12 protein-coding genes are annotated in these 15,282 nt (G+C 43.1%); 10 read left to right on the top strand and 2 right to left on the bottom strand.

The genetic code is table 11. The features are described 5' to 3' along the window. The first annotated feature begins 11 nt into the window (after window positions 1–11). A complete protein-coding gene (locus R7P74_RS00985; protein WP_005377769.1) occupies window positions 12–398 on the top strand; it encodes an ectoine synthase in 387 nt (128 codons plus the stop codon). 86 nt (window positions 399–484) lie between these two features. Further along, on the top strand, window positions 485–1,906 hold the full coding sequence (locus tag R7P74_RS00980; RefSeq protein ID WP_005377768.1) for an aspartate kinase: 1,422 nt from the start codon (window positions 485–487) through the stop codon (window positions 1,904–1,906). Between the two features lie 188 nt (window positions 1,907–2,094). Here R7P74_RS00980 and R7P74_RS00975 read toward each other — a convergent pair whose 3' ends face one another. Continuing rightward, window positions 2,095–3,660, bottom strand: coding sequence for an arylsulfatase (locus R7P74_RS00975; RefSeq protein ID WP_318122539.1), 1,566 nt, complete (start codon window positions 3,658–3,660; stop codon window positions 2,095–2,097). 388 nt (window positions 3,661–4,048) lie between these two features. Between R7P74_RS00975 and R7P74_RS00970 the strand changes: the two genes are divergently transcribed. Further along, complete coding sequence (locus R7P74_RS00970; protein ID WP_318122537.1) at window positions 4,049–6,379, top strand: tetratricopeptide repeat protein; 2,331 nt, start codon at window positions 4,049–4,051, stop codon at window positions 6,377–6,379. A gap of 45 nt (window positions 6,380–6,424) precedes the next feature. On the opposite strand, the gene R7P74_RS00965 is transcribed toward R7P74_RS00970, so the two are convergent. Further along, window positions 6,425–7,153 carry a formylglycine-generating enzyme family protein gene (locus R7P74_RS00965; protein WP_372034459.1) on the bottom strand — a complete coding sequence of 243 codons (729 nt, stop codon included), beginning with the start codon at window positions 7,151–7,153 and terminating at the stop codon, window positions 6,425–6,427. 238 nt (window positions 7,154–7,391) lie between these two features. Here R7P74_RS00965 and R7P74_RS00960 point away from each other — a divergent pair, with 238 nt between their 5' ends. The 7 genes from R7P74_RS00960 to R7P74_RS00930 all read left to right on the top strand — a co-directional run bounded on the left by R7P74_RS00960 (window position 7,392) and on the right by R7P74_RS00930 (window position 15,271). Continuing rightward, window positions 7,392–8,717, top strand: coding sequence for an anaerobic sulfatase maturase (locus R7P74_RS00960; RefSeq protein ID WP_318122534.1), 1,326 nt, complete (start codon window positions 7,392–7,394; stop codon window positions 8,715–8,717). 53 nt (window positions 8,718–8,770) lie between these two features. Beyond that, window positions 8,771–9,868, top strand: coding sequence for a hypothetical protein (locus tag R7P74_RS00955; RefSeq protein WP_017821946.1), 1,098 nt, complete (start codon window positions 8,771–8,773; stop codon window positions 9,866–9,868). A gap of 162 nt (window positions 9,869–10,030) precedes the next feature. Beyond that, window positions 10,031–11,032, top strand: a complete 1,002-nt coding sequence (locus tag R7P74_RS00950; protein ID WP_318122531.1) for an HAD family hydrolase — start codon at window positions 10,031–10,033, stop codon at window positions 11,030–11,032. 184 nt (window positions 11,033–11,216) lie between these two features. Beyond that, window positions 11,217–11,990: a DeoR/GlpR family DNA-binding transcription regulator gene (locus R7P74_RS00945; protein ID WP_318122529.1), complete on the top strand. Its 774-nt coding sequence runs from the start codon at window positions 11,217–11,219 to the stop codon at window positions 11,988–11,990. Between the two features lie 11 nt (window positions 11,991–12,001). Continuing rightward, on the top strand, window positions 12,002–13,042 hold the full coding sequence (locus R7P74_RS00940) for an oxidoreductase (protein ID WP_054579456.1): 1,041 nt from the start codon (window positions 12,002–12,004) through the stop codon (window positions 13,040–13,042). Then, window positions 13,039–13,509 (top strand): heme-degrading domain-containing protein, encoded by a 471-nt coding sequence (locus R7P74_RS00935; RefSeq protein WP_318122527.1) that lies wholly within the window; start codon window positions 13,039–13,041, stop codon window positions 13,507–13,509. Before R7P74_RS00940 ends, R7P74_RS00935 begins: the two co-directional genes overlap by 4 nt. A 184-nt stretch (window positions 13,510–13,693) precedes the next feature. Continuing rightward, window positions 13,694–15,271, top strand: coding sequence for a sensor domain-containing diguanylate cyclase (locus R7P74_RS00930; protein ID WP_005389121.1), 1,578 nt, complete (start codon window positions 13,694–13,696; stop codon window positions 15,269–15,271). Window positions 15,272–15,282 lie beyond the last annotated feature (11 nt).

Here is a 15,282-nt window from a genome sequence, read left to right as displayed (position 1 = left end):
GGATTTTAATTATGATCGTCAGAACTCTAGATGAATGCCGCAACAGCGAACGACGTGTCGTTTCAGATAACTGGGAAAGTGTCCGCATGTTGTTGAAAGACGACAACATGGGTTTCTCTTTCCACATCACAACGATTTATGAAGATACAGAAACTCATATTCACTATCAAAACCACCTTGAATCGGTGTTTTGTATGAGTGGTGAAGGTGAGATTGAAGTTGTAGGTGGAGAAACGTACCCAATCAAACCAGGTACATTATACATCCTTGATAAACACGATGAGCACTACTTGAGAGCTTATAAGAATAAAGAAATGGTAATGGCGTGTGTGTTTAACCCACCGATTACTGGCGCTGAAGTGCACGATGAAAACGGTGTTTATCCTCTCGTGGACTAAAAGATGATGGTGGGGTGCTTTGCCACCCCACACTTTACTATCTCTTCTTTTTTCTTTTTAAAGTTACCAATCAAAAAAGGTTTATCATGACATTTACCGTAGAAAAAATCGGCGGTACATCAATGACAGCATTTGATGCTGTTCTCGACAATATTATTCTTCGTCCCAAAACACCATACAATCGTATTTTTGTCGTATCTGCATACGGTGGTATGACCGATGCGCTGCTCGAGTGTAAAAAAACCAGTAAACCAGGCGTTTATCAGCTTATCGCGAAACGCGACGACAAATGGGAAGAAGCGTTAGCGTACGTTGAAAGCCGTATGTTGCTGACCAATGAAAATATTTTTGCGGACCCAATGAATCGTATCCGTGCGGATAAATTCATTCGCTCCCGCATTGCTGAAGCGAAAAACTGTATCGCGAATATTTTAGAAACCTGTCAGTACGGTCAATTTTCGTTGCGCCAGTACTTGCCTCAAATTCGAGAGTTTCTCTCGTCTATCGGTGAGGCACATAGTGCTTACAACACAGCACTAAAACTAAAAAATATGGGTATTAACGCTAAGTTCGTTGACCTGTCTGGTTGGGATAATCAAGCGCCAAGAAGCCTTGATGAGTCGATCAGTGACGCGTTTGCTGATATCGATGTATCAAAAGAACTGCCAATCGTGACAGGTTATGCTTACTGTAAAGAGGGCCTAATGCACACTTATGACCGAGGTTATAGTGAGATGACATTTAGCCGAATTGCAGCAATAACAAAAGCGGATTTAGCAGTAATTCACAAAGAGTACCACTTGAGCTCAGCAGACCCACGCGTTGTTGGCCCTGAAAAAGTATTACCAATTGGTAGTACAAACTATGACGTAGCAGACCAACTTGCGAACCTTGGCATGGAAGCGATTCACCCAAATGCCGCTGCGGGTTTGCGTGAAAGTGGTATTGAGCTACAGATTAAAAATACATTCGAACCTGAACACGAAGGTACTTTGATCTCTTCAAGCTACCGCCCAGAAGAAGACAAAGTCGAGATTATCGCAGGTAAAGAAAAAGTATTTGCACTGCATTTGTTTGACCAAGCAATGGTGGGAAAAGCCGATAACGTTAGTTACGAATTGATGGAAATCATCTCCGATGCTCGTGTAAGTTTGGTTGGTAAAGAGATGAACGCTAACTCTATTACTTACTATCTAGGTGGCAGTACTGATAGCTTAAACAAAGTATTGTATAAAGCCGAGAAACGTTATCCGAATGCCTCGATTAAAGGTCGTATGGTCGCGCTTATCTCAGCCATCGGTTCTCAAATTGATACCAACAAGACGTTGGCGAAAGGTGTGCTTGCATTGATGAATAATGGCGTTACGCCAGTTGCACTGCACTCATCATTGAGAAATGTAAATGTTCAATTTGTTGTCGGTGATAAGGAATACCAGCACGCGATTTGCGCATTGCATGATGAGTTTTTCCAAAGTAGCAGTTTAGCTAAATCGGTTAATGTGGCTTAGTTTATCCACGGTTAAAATACAAAGGAGAGCAGGTTAGCTCTCCTTTTTTATTTTTCAGTTTGTACTCACAATGCCCACTTTGTATAGGCTAAACAGGCGATTTAAGTAAGTTCCTATGTAGCGATACACATAAGCCAGCAGAATGGTCTGCTGGATTAATGTTACTGATTAACTAACGTTAACTTAGTTTACTTAAACTTGCTGATTTCTTGTTCAACTTTGTCTAGTTGTTGCAGCTTTTCTTGCATTTTTAGAGAGTCGTAGTTTAGTGAAGCAGGGTTCATCGCTGTGCCACGTTGCATTGGGTATTCTGGAAGTGTTTTAAAGAACTCTCCCACAACGTCTTGTACAGGTACAAATAGCCACATGTTGTCAGCCATCCAACGCAAGTACATTTGTGATTCGCTTGGGCCTTTTTCGAATGGGTCAGCACGTAGGTGGATGATTTTAGGCCAGTTCGGAGCAAAACGAACTGCGTTACTTAGGTTCCCTTCAAGCGTTGCAAAGTGAAGTTTCCAGTCATTCCAGCGGACAGCGTTTAATTCACCATTAGACGTAAAGTAAAGCAGCGACTCACGAGGGCCTTTTTCTTCCTTACCTTCAAAGTATGGCATGAAGTTGTAACCATCTAAATGCACACGCCATTCTTTGCCATTTGCTTTGTAGCTTTCTGCCAGTTTTTCTTTTACATCAGGTACGCCAGCAGCTGCCAATAATGTAGGCAGCCAGTCTTGGTGTGCCATCATTTCATTGATCTTGGTTCCTGGCTTAATTACGCCTGGCCAACGAACCAGTTGAGGAACACGCATACCGCCTTCCCAAGTTGTACCTTTTTCACCATGGAATGGTGTTGCACCACCATCTGGCCAAGTCATGGTTTCTGCGCCGTTGTCCGTTGAGTAGATAACGATAGTGTTGTCTGCAACACCTAGCTCATCCAGCTTGTCGAGTAAAACACCTACATGATCATCGTGTTCCAGCATACCATCGGCATAAATGCTTACGCCTGATTTACCTTGGTATTTTTCCTGCAAGCGAGTCCAAACGTGCATACGAGTGGCGTTATGCCAAATAAAGAAGGGTTTATCCGCCTTAACTGCTTTTTCCATAAATGCCAAAGAGCTCTCTAGGAACTCTTCATCTGCGTGCTCCATACGTTTTCGTGTCATCGGGCCAGTGTCTTCAATCTTACCGTCGGCATAAGACTTAATGACACCACGAGGGCCATAGTTTTTACGAAACTCTGGGTCTTTAGGGTAGTAATAAGTTTCAGGCTCTTCTTCTGCGTTTAGGTGATATAAGTTACCGAAGAATTCGTCAAAGCCGTGTTTTGTCGGTAAGTGCTTATCTTGGTCACCTAAGTGGTTTTTACCAAATTGACCCGTCATGTAACCTTGTTCTTTTAACAGATCTGCAATGGTTGGCGCCCAATCAGGTATGCCGTGGTCAGAGCCTGGCATACCAATTGTTAACAAACCCGTACGAAATGGCTCTTCACCCGTAATAAAGGCCGCGCGACCAGCAGTACAAGACTGTTGTCCGTAGTGATCTGTGAACAACGCACCTTCATTCGCGATACGGTCGATGTTTGGCGTTTTGTAACTCATCATACCTTGGTTGTATGCGCTGATATTCCAGTAGCCGATATCGTCACCAAAAATTGCCAGAATATTCGGTTTGTCGGCTGCCATAGCAGCACTGGACGCCGCTAACAGTCCTGCGCCTACAGCGATTTTGCTCAATTGATTTGCCATAAAAACTCCAGATTGTTGAGAGTAAAGATAAGCACAAGTGAGCCTTATGCTTAGTTTCTGCATAAGTTAATGATGTATATAGAAAAATCCTCTTATACTCGATATAACCATAAGTTATTGCTGGGTGGTAACTATTTGTTAATTAAGAAGAAATAGGATTGTCCTGTTAGTTTGTAGAGATTCGTAAAGTAGATTTAGATCACTGAAGAGCCTTATTTTTATTGCGTAGTAGAAGAGGGGATGGAAATGAAAAACAATAGGATGCTCGCTTGTTTTACGGTCCTAAAGCAATACTAAAGTCGTTATGTATTGCTTGTAATTATTTGTATAACCAGTGATTTAGTGTCTATATTGATTTAGGTTGTACATTATAAATATAAGGATATCTATGAGTCAGTGGGCAGGCCGGTTTCGCATTTTATTGCTGGTCAACGTTGTTGTCAGTTTTATGGCTTTTTCTCAAGAGTTATTCACAGAGAAACCAAATATTCCTTCAGGCTTAAATCCAGAATATGCTGGCACACAAGCTTGTGCAGAGTGCCACCAAAACGAGGTGGAGGCTTGGAAAGGGTCACATCACGATATGGCCATGAAGCATGCAAGTACAACCTCTGTACGTGGTGATTTTGATAACCATGTTGTAACGCACAAAGGAATGCCTAATCGTTTTTTTAAAAAAGGCGGCGAATATTGGGTCAACATTCAAGGCTCTGACGGGCAATGGCATGACTATAAGATCAGCTATACATTTGGCTGGGAGCCACTACAGCAGTACATGGTCGAGTTTGAAGATGGCCGCGTGCAGCTTATTCCTTTTGCTTGGGACACAAGAGCTAAAGTTGAAGGGGGACAGCGTTGGTTTCATCTTTATCCAGAAACGACAACAACGGATGAATTCTATTGGACCAATACCGGGCAAAATTGGAACTTCATGTGTGCTGATTGCCATTCAACGAACCTAAAGAAGAATTACGACGCTGACAAAAACACTTACAACAGCTCATGGTCAGAGATTAATGTGGGATGCGAAGCATGCCATGGTCCCGCTAGTCAGCACATAGAACTGGCCAAGAAATACAAAAATGCTGGCACTTCTTTTGAGCATGACAGCCATTATGGCTTTGATCGAAATTTGTCTAAAGCAGTGTCGGATTGGGTGTTTGAGGAAGGCCATAGTACGTTACAGCCGAAATCAATTGAAGCAACCAATCAAGTGCAAACATGCGCTCAATGCCATAGTCGCCGAACCCAGTTAAATGAAACAGGTGATCATGTTAAAGGTTCTTTTTTTGATAAATATCGCTTAAGTCTTATAACACCTGAACTCTACTATCATGATGGACAGATTTACGACGAAGATTATGTTTATGGTTCGTTTCTTCAATCTGAAATGGCGGAGAAGGGGGTCACGTGCACTAATTGCCATGATCCACACACGGCAGAGTTAACGATCCCAGAAGAGGCAGTATGTTCGCAATGCCATATTGCATCGGAATATACACCTGAAAAGCATACCTTTCATAAGGCTGGATCTGAAGCATCGCAATGTACGACTTGTCACATGCCAGAAACGACTTACATGCAAGTCGATCCTCGTAGAGACCACAGTTGGCATATTCCACGACCGGATTTGAGCAAACACATTGGAACGCCCAATGTTTGCATGTCATGCCATGAAGATAAAAGCAATCAATGGGCCGATGAACAGATAGCAGAATGGTACCCGAATTCGAAGTATCGTAATCAACAACATTTTGCTGTCGCATTTTATGCGGATTCAATTGGTCATCAAGGAGCAGCAAATGCGTTGGCATACTCTGCTCAGGATTCGTCTTTAAAAGACATTATTCGCGCCTCAGCCCTGGAGAGAATGGGGGGCAACACTGACCAAAATACAACAGTATCTTTGGCTAGGGCCGTTAAGAATGAGAATGAAATGGTTCGATTAGGGGCAATTTCAGGCTCGTCTGGTTATGAATTTCATGATCGGTGGCGGATTCTAGAGCCATTGCTTGGTGACCCGGTGCTTTCAGTGAGAGCGGAAGCTGCCTCGGTGCTGGTAGCGAACTACGCGCAAATGACCCCTTTACAAAAAGATATCATTAAATCACCTTTAGAAGAGTACATGGAAATTCAAGAGTTTAATGCCGATCGTGGTTTCGGAAGAACCAATTTGGCGAATGTGTACCGCAGCTTAGGTGAAATCGACAAAGCGACCGAGCTGTATAAACAAGCGATCAGCATCGAACCCTATTTCGAAAATAGCTACGTTAACCTAGCAGATTTGTATCGTCACCTAGGTAAAGAAGAAGCTGCGCTGACGGTGCTACAACAAGGGATGAAAGCTCAACCTAAATCCAGCACGTTACCATACAGCGCAGGTCTTTCTTTGTTGCGTCAAGGCAAAGCTGATGATGCGAAAAAGCTACTTAGACGCGCCGCAGAAATTGGTGAAACTAATGCGCATTATTGGTACGTGTACGGTCTAGCTTTAGAAAAAAGCGATGTTCTAGAAGCCAGTAAAGCGTTGCATACAGCATTTGAAGTCGGTGGCAATCCACAACACTTGTTTGCTCAATGCGAGGTTCTAGCGAGAAATCATAAAAAAGGTGCTGTCGCTTTTGCTTTCGATAGGTGCATACAAGAGCTTAGTCACTATGCACCTAAACAAGCTATTGATCAGCTTAAAGCCTCTATTGTTGGGGTCAATAGGAGCTAATTACCAAAAGTGGAGCTTTTATCGCTCCACTTTTTCTTACTTGGTTTAATCAGCGTCTTTCGCTAATCTCAGCCCCATGTCGGACATGATGACTGACTGGCTAGCAAAATCGCGACGATAGTTTTCGGATTCGTCAGCATCATAGGCAAAGCTACCACCTCGTACAGACTTGTGTGCCAGGCTTTCTTTTTCATCTTTTGCGTTTACCGGATTATCACTTGGTGCTGATTTGTAATAGCCTTCATCAAACGCATCAATAACAAACTCACCAACATTACCCGTCATATCGTATAAGCCAAGCTCATTCGGTTTTTTCTGACCTACCTTGTGTGCCTTATTGTTTGAGTTACTGGCATACCAGGCAACGTCGTTAATATCATCAGACCCCGCGTAAGTGAATCCTTGACTTAGATTCCCCCCTTTCGCTGCAAACTCCCATTCTGCTTCGGTGGGTAAACGATAGTGCTCTCCCGTTTTTTCATTCAATTTCTTTATAAAATAATTGGCTTGTTGCCAGCTAATGTTATTTACGGGCGTATTTGGGTTTCTAAAATAGCTCAGAGAAGATCCTGTAACCGATTCGAATAACTCTTGGGTTACCTCAAATTTTGCCAAATAGAAATCTTCCACGCGAACGGTGCGAGCCGGGCGCTCGGATTTATTTGCTGATGGATTATCCGAGCCCATCGTAAATTGTCCACCTTCAATAAGAACCATATCTTGATCGATTTTTTGAGCAAGAGGGCTAGGTTGTGTTGTTGCACATCCAGTCATAATTAGCGAAATCGAAATAGCGGCACCAAGGTAAAGAGTATTACTTTTGGAATGCTTCATAGGGGAGCTCCATCAACATTTATGATCAAAGAATTTTATCAGGCAAGTCTATGAAAAACAGTTATACACACTATAACAAGCGCCACGAATAATTGAACATTATCATCACACTAGGCGATTAACTTAATGATTAGTCTTAACGCCGTTGGGCACAGGCTAGCAACTAAGAAGGTGATGAATGCACATAACTCAAGGTCCGCAGTTCAATGGAAAAGCATCCAAGCGATTACATGTCATGGCGAAACCTATCGGTGCAGTGTGCAATATCGATTGCACCTATTGTTACTACCTAAGCAAACAAGATTTACTTGAGTACAAGCCAGGCTGCTCACCAGTCATGGATGAGGAAACGCTCGAGACCTATATCCGTCAATATATAGCGGGACAAAATACACCTGAAATTATTTTCTCTTGGCAGGGTGGTGAGCCGACAATGCTAGGTTTGGATTATTTCAAGACAATTGTTGAGCTACAGAATAAATACCGTCCCGATGGCATTACGATCTCCAATGATCTTCAGACTAATGGTACACTGCTTAACGATGAATGGTGTGAGTTTTTAAAGGCGAACAACTTTCTCGTCGGTTTAAGCATTGATGGCCCAGAAATGATGCACAACGCTTATCGAACAAACCGAGCTGGTAGAGGCACATTCCGGCAAGTTATGAATGCGGTTGAACTATTACATAAGCACGAAGTAAAGTTTGCTACGCTCACTTGTGTTAACAACTTGACCAGCCGTAACCCACTTGAAGTGTACCGATTCTTGCGAGATGAAGTACGCTCCCCTCAAATGCAGTTTATTCCAATAGTTGAGCAGAAAACATTCAGAACAACCGCCCCTCAAACTTGGGAGCCTAACGAGCAACTAAAGCAAGGAGATAAACGGTTGATCCCAGGTCATAAAGATGCCGTTGTTGAGCCTTTTTGCGTTGCGGATGAAGCATGGGGAAATTTTCTGATCGCGATTTTCAATGAATGGGTTTTACACGATATCGGCAACGTGTTTGTGCAGTACTTTGAAGCCAGTATCGAAACCTGGATGGGCAGAAAAAACCCACTGTGTACGTTAGGTGAAATCTGCGGGAAGGGCTTAGCAATGGAGCCTAATGGTGATGTGTTTGCGTGTGATCATTACGTGTACCCAGAATATAAGGTTGGAAACATTCATCACGAAAAGCTCGATACGCTCGCTTATAGCTCTGAGCAGCAGAAATTTGGGTTTGCTAAAAGTCGTACGCTGCCCCAACAGTGCCTTCAATGTGATTATCAATTTGCATGTTTTGGAGAATGTCCCAAAAACCGTTTTATCCGTACTAGGCAAGGTGAGCCTGGTCTTAATTATCTCTGCGCGGGTTGGAAGAAGTTTTTTACCAATGTTGATCAGTCGATGGCGTACATCTTACGAGCGACAGGTAACCCAGTGGTTCACGGTAAATACAGTGACCAGATTCTACACCAGCAAGCTACTCAAACACAGACTGTGTTTGAAACGAAGTTTTAAGATAGTCACTACGCCTGCTACAGGCCCGGAAATGAAAGAATATAGGTTATTGAATGCAAAAAATTAAGCTGCTCTCTAAATCATTACTCGTGATCTCGATCGGCATTGCTGCGAGTCAAACAGCAGTGGCACAAGAAACAACATTGCTAGACCCAGACCAGGTATCGCCGACAACGGTTGTCACTCCACAAGAAGCTCAAATGACACCGGCGCAACGAGTCGAAAAGCTGTCTTATGATGCGCAAAATAAAAAGTTGTCTTCAGAAAAACGTATTGATGCTTTACGTGAGTTAGCCAACTATCCAAGCCAAAATGCATTGGTTGCAGTTGCGCGTGGGTTGCAGGATGAAGATGCAGGTATTCGCGAAGCTGCGATCGTGGGAGCACAGCCATATATGATTGAGCACCGTTGGCGTTTGATTTCACCATTATTGAGTGATGACGCCGCCATGGTGCGAATTACAGCAGCGATTAACCTCGTTCGAGATTACGCCAATTTGAGTTCGGAGCAACAGCAGTCACTTGAGGGGCCTGTTTCAGAGCTGACAGCACACTTGTCCAGTAAGAACGATAATGTTTCCAAGTTATTACTTGCAGACGTTTACCGTTGGCATCGTGATTGGGATAAAGCGGCGCTGATATACCCAGAGTTAACTAAGCTTGAGCCAAACAACCCTCAAGTTTGGTTAAGCTATGCAGACAACTTCCGAGCGCAACAGCTAGACCAAAAAGCTATCAACGTGCTTGACGAGGGTATCAAGCTAAATTCAGAAGATGCCTCGCTGCATTATTCTAAATCTCTCGCTTTGGTTAGATTAGACAAAAAGAAAGAAGCGGCGTTTGAAATAGACAAAGCTGCGACGATGGCAACGACGAACAGTTACTTTTGGTATTTAAATGGTGTTCTGCAAGAAGAGTTAGACTTGAAGAAGTCTGTCAACGCTTTTGAGCAAGCGTATTTGATATCCGGTGCTCCAGAACAATTGTATGCCGTGTGTGACATCTATGTCAGATACGGCAACCCTAAAACGGATGACTGTTTAACAGAGCTAACGAAGGTCGCTCCCGACTATGTTATTGAAGAGCTCAATCAGAAAAAGGGACGTAAAAGTGCCTCTACATCAGTTGAAGCCAATGAATTTAAACTCTAATCGGTAAATTCCATGTTCCTATTTCAATAAAATAGTGAACCAATTTAGTGACGGTGTCACTCTTTGGTGGCCGTTGGATATGTCAGTTCAATATGCGCCTGTTTCAATTGAACTATACTTTTGATTGGATTCGCACCTAGCACCTCAATATAAGGAATTAAGATGGCTATAAAGTTAAAGACGATTGTCTTAGCAACAGGTTTTGCTCTATCTAGTTACGCTGTTGCTGCTGATATGCAAGATCCACTTCCGTCATGGAACAACACTGACGCTAAGCAAGCTATTATGGCGTTTGTTACGAAAACAACGACCCAAGGTTCGGATTCCTATGTTCCTGAAAGCCAACGAATCGCGACGTTTGATAATGATGGAACACTTTGGGCAGAAAAGCCTGTTTATCTACAGTTGTTTTTTGCGATCGATAGAGTAAAAGAAATGGCCTCTGAGCATCCTGATTGGAAGACAACCGAACCCTTTGCTTCCGTATTAAAAGGTGACATGGAGGGGATTGGTAAACAAGGACTCGAAGGTGTAATGAAGCTTGTTATGGCAACCCATTCTGGAATGTCTACTGAACAGTTTCATCAAGAAGTTAAGGAATGGTTGAAAACGGCTGTCCATCCAACAACGGGTAGACCATACACTGAAATGGTATATCAACCTATGCTCGAACTGCTCGACTATTTAAGAGCGAACGACTATCAGACCTACATCGTTTCTGGAGGCGGAATTGAATTTATGCGCGTTTGGGCGCCGGAAGTATACGGCATTCCAACGCAAAACATCGTGGGAACGACGTTAAAGGCGGAATATCAAAGTGTTGATGGAAAACCTACCATCCAACGCATGCCGGAAATAGACTTTGTCAATGACAAAGCAGTAAAGCCTGTGACGATCCAAAACTTCATTGGCAAACGTCCGGTAATGGCGTTTGGTAATTCTGATGGTGATTTACAGATGTTAGAGTGGACGAAAGCAGGTTCAGGTCCAAGATTTTCTGCGATTATCCATCACACGGATGACAAGCGCGAATGGGCGTATGATAAAGATTCTCATGTTGGTAAGTTAGATAAATCGTTTAAAGTAGGTGAAGAGCAAGGTTGGCTATTTGTCGATATGAAACAAGATTGGAATCAAGTGTTTAAAGAAGCCATGAAACAATAGCTCACTAATCATGATGAACCCTACGTAGAAATTGTTGTGATGGGGGATGATGATCATCAGTACGCTTACCATTTCTCTAACAATTTATGTTCAGTGTCTGTCCCAACCATTTTTGTTGACCTACGTTGGTTATTTGATTGATATGTGGCATCATGACTTAAAACCACTTAAGTGAATTTAAGTCATGACACAAGAAGAAAGACTCGTAGCACTCAGAGCGAAGCTGGAGCAGCAAAACAAAGTAACGTTGTCTGAAGTTTGTGAGTACTTTGGTATCTCGCGAGATTCAGCTCGTCGAGACTTAGTTAAGTTGAGTCAGCAACCTGGGTTACAAAGAATACGAGGTGGTGTCATGCTTGCGCCGATCTCTTCCCATACCGAGGCATACGCGAGTCGACCCGTGAGTGACGTTAAACATCGACTGGCTCAAGCTGCCGCAGCGTTGTTGGATGAGCGCGACCATCTTGTTATTGATACCAGCACCATTTTATCTCTGCTCCCACTCTATGCAGGAAAAGCGTGTTGTGGAGAAAACAAGCTCAACGTCGTTACTAACAGCATTGATGTGCTGACCGCTGCTGAGACAAACGACACAATGGACGTTTATTTCTTAGGCGGACACTTTGACCCTTATGCCAGAGCAGTTTTAGGGGCGCAAGCAGAGCAGCAAATGCAGCATTATCACGTGAACAAAGCGTTCATTGGCGTGTGTGCATTGTCATCCCGAGGGCTGACAACAAATAGTTTTTTAGAAGCAACAATGAAACAAGCGATGATTGCTCAAGCTCAGCAGGTCATCGTCGTTTGTGAATCCCGAAAAATTGGTAGCGACAATTTCCACCACGTATGTGATTTGTCAAAGATCGACATCATTATTACAGACCATCCCCCTCAATCAGATTTTCAACAACTCCTCGATCACAATGATATTGAATGTATTGTTGTATCACCGAAATAAGGAATCTTACAATGGCTTACGATCCCGTAAAAACCGCTGTGATTGGTTACGGATATTCAGCAAAAACGTTTCATTTACCCTTCATTAAATCGCTACCAAATTTAACGCTGAGCGCGATAAGCTCTCGTCAACAGGAGGCGGTTCAAAATGATTGGCCAGATGCTAAGTGGTTTTCTGATGCGAATACTTTACTCGATGATAGTGATGCAGAGCTCGTAATCATTACTGCGCCAAATGACGTACATTACGAACTTGCAAAGCGTGCGTTGAACAATGGGAAACACGTCATCGTCGAGAAACCGTTTGTTACTCGGATAGAAGACGGTAATGAACTTATCGCATTAGCCGAAGAGAAAGGTCTGGTGCTGAGCGTTTTTCACAATAGACGTTGGGATGGAGACTTTCTCACGGTTAAATCTCTTATCGAACAAGGTAAGTTAGGTGATATAAAGCTGTTTGAGTCGCACTTTGATCGCTACCGTCCTGAAGTTCGTCAACGCTGGCGAGAGCAGGCTCAAGATGGCGGTGGTATTTTATTCGACCTTGCTCCTCATCTTCTCGATCAAGCATTGGTGTTGTTTGGCTTGCCAGATGCGATAGACGCACAATGTCGAATGATGCGCCCGGGTGCGACGACGATTGATTATTACAACTTGATACTTCATTACCCTGAGCATATTGTGCACTTGCATTCAAACTTGTATAGCCCAGAGCCGAATCTCCGCTACAAAGTATTGGGTACGGAAGCTAAATATGAAAAGTTTGGATTAGATCCTCAAGAGGGCTACTTAAAAGAAGGCCGTTTGCCGGAAAACGATGCTTGGTCGGAAGAAGATGAGGCGTTATACGGCGTCCGTTACGACGAAGACGGTGCGCAAACTATCAAAACGGAGAGAGGCGCGTACCAAGCTTACTTTGTTGGTGTGGCAGACGCCATTCGCTTGGGCACTGATAACCCGGTCCCTGCCGCTCAAGCAGTACAGAATATCGCTCTGATTGAGATGGCATTGGAAAGCAGTAAAACGGGTAAAACGATTCAGGTGAAACCATGAGTTTGACGCTTGAACTCGTGGCCCTGCAAGAGCATGAACTTCAGTTGGCGGAATTTAATCACCATATTGCGTGGTCTATCGGCCTCGCTCTAAAAGAAGAGGCTGAAGCTCGCGGCGCGGCTGTTGCTATTGAGGTTTACGGCTTTGGACAAACGCTATTTCAATACGCGATGGCAGGAACCTGTGCTGATCATTTAGATTGGGTCCGTAGGAAGCGAAACTCAGTATTGAGGTATGGCCACAGCTCTTACTATCTTTCTCTGTACAACAAGCAAAAGCAACGTGATTTCGAAAATCAGCCTCATCTCGATGCTCGTGAGTACTGTGCTCATGGTGGCGCGTTCCCAATTCGGCTTTCTGGGTCTGGTTTGGTTGGGGTTGTGACGGTATCGGGTTTACCGCAGTTAGATTATCATCAGCTAGTTGTGGATATATTAAAAACGATGACAGAGACAAAATCCTCTTAAACGCCAAATATGAAAGTAGCACGGTTCTTTATCGTGCTACTGAATTCTCTTTTTAGCTCATAAAGTGTTCTTTAATGTGAGCAAATATTAACATTGATCCCAACTTACTACCTGAAAATCAAATCAATTTCATATAACCTATACGCTCATTCATATAGAAAGCCTTCAAAGTTGGCCATTGGCAATGTCTTTTAGAAGAAAAGAAAAACTCAATCTTAGAAATCTTATTGTCACCCTATGTGTGTTCAGTGTGCTTGTCACTTTGATCAACGCATTCTACTCGATTTATCGTGTTCAAAGGGATCTCATCATCAATAACACGTTAGAATCAAACCGTGTTTACGCCCAAAAAATGTCTGAAATGACAGACTCTTTCATAGAAAGCTCAATGTCGCAGCTAAAATACAGTGCGAACGTGCTAAAAGACAAGATGCATGACGCTCAGCTTCTTGATAAAGAGGCTGAGAGATTAAGAACGCAAACCAAATCATTTAACTCTGTGGTTGTCGTTAATGCAAAAGGGGTTATTATTTCCGTATCACCTGAAACACTTCAGGTGAAAGGTGTAAGGTTAGTGGGTGAAAGAAAACGCCAATCTTTAAACGCTCAAGCACCAGTTGTTACTGAACCATTTATATCGCCCGCTGGAAATTACTTGTTAACCATCTCATACCCTATATTTTCTCAATCTAATGAATATTTAGGTTATATCGGCGGCACTATTTATCTAGAAAAAGAAAATATTCTCGCAGAGTTACTCAGCCAGCACGCATACAAAGATGGTTCTTTCCTTTACGTTGTCGATGAGAGTAACACTCTGATTTATCACCCAGATCAATCGAGGGTTGGTGAAGTAATCGACGATAATGAAGCAATCAAAGCGGTGACGATGGGGCAGAGCGGCAACAAAGAAATTGTTAACTCTCGCGGCGTCGAAATGCTTGCTGGTTATGCGCCAGTAAAGTCATCAGGATGGGGAATTGTTGCTCAGCGCCCGAAATCGATGACGTTATCTGTGCTAGATGAACAGATGTGGAATGTTTTCCTTAAGTCGATTCCAATTGGTTTATTAACTTTGCTGCTAATTTGGTTCTTGTCCCTTCTTATTTCTAGACCACTTTGGCAGTTAGCTGGTGCTGTGCGAGGTGTCGAAGAACATTCATCATCTATCGATGATCTCAAACTGGTTAAGTCTTGGTATTTTGAGGTCTCACATTTGAAGCTTAGCTTTCTTAAAGCATTTGGTATCGTGTCAAAAACCATTGATAAGCTGCAACTGGATACATTAACAGATTCGATGACTGGATTATTGAATCGACGTGGATTAGATAAAGTTCTTGGTTTGTTTAAGCAGGAAAATACCGCGTTCTCTGTTTTGGCGCTAGATATTGACCACTTTAAGAGCGTAAACGATAACTATGGCCATGACGTGGGTGACAATTTACTTAGAGAGTTTGCGCAGTTAATGAAAGACCAAGCTCGCTCTAATGATCACCTGTGTCGTTCTGGCGGTGAAGAATTTATGATGTTTTTGGAAAAAACAGACGTAAACCACGCTATGGATGTTGCAGAGCGTATTAGACACAACGTGGAACAACATGACTTCCAGGTGGTTGGTAAAGTCACGGTTTCGTTGGGCGTTTCTCACTGGAAAGGCAATGACACACCAATTGAAGCGGTAATGAAAGACGCCGATAATGCACTTTATAAAGCGAAACATAATGGAAGAAATAGAACGGAGTTGGGTGACGACGCACAATAGATATTGCGCTT

The organism is Vibrio sp. 2033 (assembly GCF_033339735.1).
This window is presented reverse-complemented; position numbering and strand designations above follow the sequence as displayed.

What these genes read in the sequence shown, in the direction of transcription:
- R7P74_RS00965 (WP_372034459.1), bottom strand. Translation starts at nt 7,153, where the DNA reads ATGACTGGATGTGCAACAACACAACCTAGCCCTCTTGCTCAAAAAATC.
- R7P74_RS00960 (WP_318122534.1), top strand. Translation starts at nt 7,392, where the DNA reads ATGCACATAACTCAAGGTCCGCAGTTCAATGGAAAAGCATCCAAGCGA.
- R7P74_RS00975 (WP_318122539.1), bottom strand. Translation starts at nt 3,660, where the DNA reads ATGGCAAATCAATTGAGCAAAATCGCTGTAGGCGCAGGACTGTTAGCG.
- R7P74_RS00945 (WP_318122529.1), top strand. Translation starts at nt 11,217, where the DNA reads ATGACACAAGAAGAAAGACTCGTAGCACTCAGAGCGAAGCTGGAGCAG.
- R7P74_RS00935 (WP_318122527.1), top strand. Translation starts at nt 13,039, where the DNA reads ATGAGTTTGACGCTTGAACTCGTGGCCCTGCAAGAGCATGAACTTCAG.
- R7P74_RS00955 (WP_017821946.1), top strand. Translation starts at nt 8,771, where the DNA reads ATGCAAAAAATTAAGCTGCTCTCTAAATCATTACTCGTGATCTCGATC.
- R7P74_RS00970 (WP_318122537.1), top strand. Translation starts at nt 4,049, where the DNA reads ATGAGTCAGTGGGCAGGCCGGTTTCGCATTTTATTGCTGGTCAACGTT.
- R7P74_RS00980 (WP_005377768.1), top strand. Translation starts at nt 485, where the DNA reads ATGACATTTACCGTAGAAAAAATCGGCGGTACATCAATGACAGCATTT.
- R7P74_RS00940 (WP_054579456.1), top strand. Translation starts at nt 12,002, where the DNA reads ATGGCTTACGATCCCGTAAAAACCGCTGTGATTGGTTACGGATATTCA.
- R7P74_RS00950 (WP_318122531.1), top strand. Translation starts at nt 10,031, where the DNA reads ATGGCTATAAAGTTAAAGACGATTGTCTTAGCAACAGGTTTTGCTCTA.
- R7P74_RS00985 (WP_005377769.1), top strand. Translation starts at nt 12, where the DNA reads ATGATCGTCAGAACTCTAGATGAATGCCGCAACAGCGAACGACGTGTC.
- R7P74_RS00930 (WP_005389121.1), top strand. Translation starts at nt 13,694, where the DNA reads ATGTCTTTTAGAAGAAAAGAAAAACTCAATCTTAGAAATCTTATTGTC.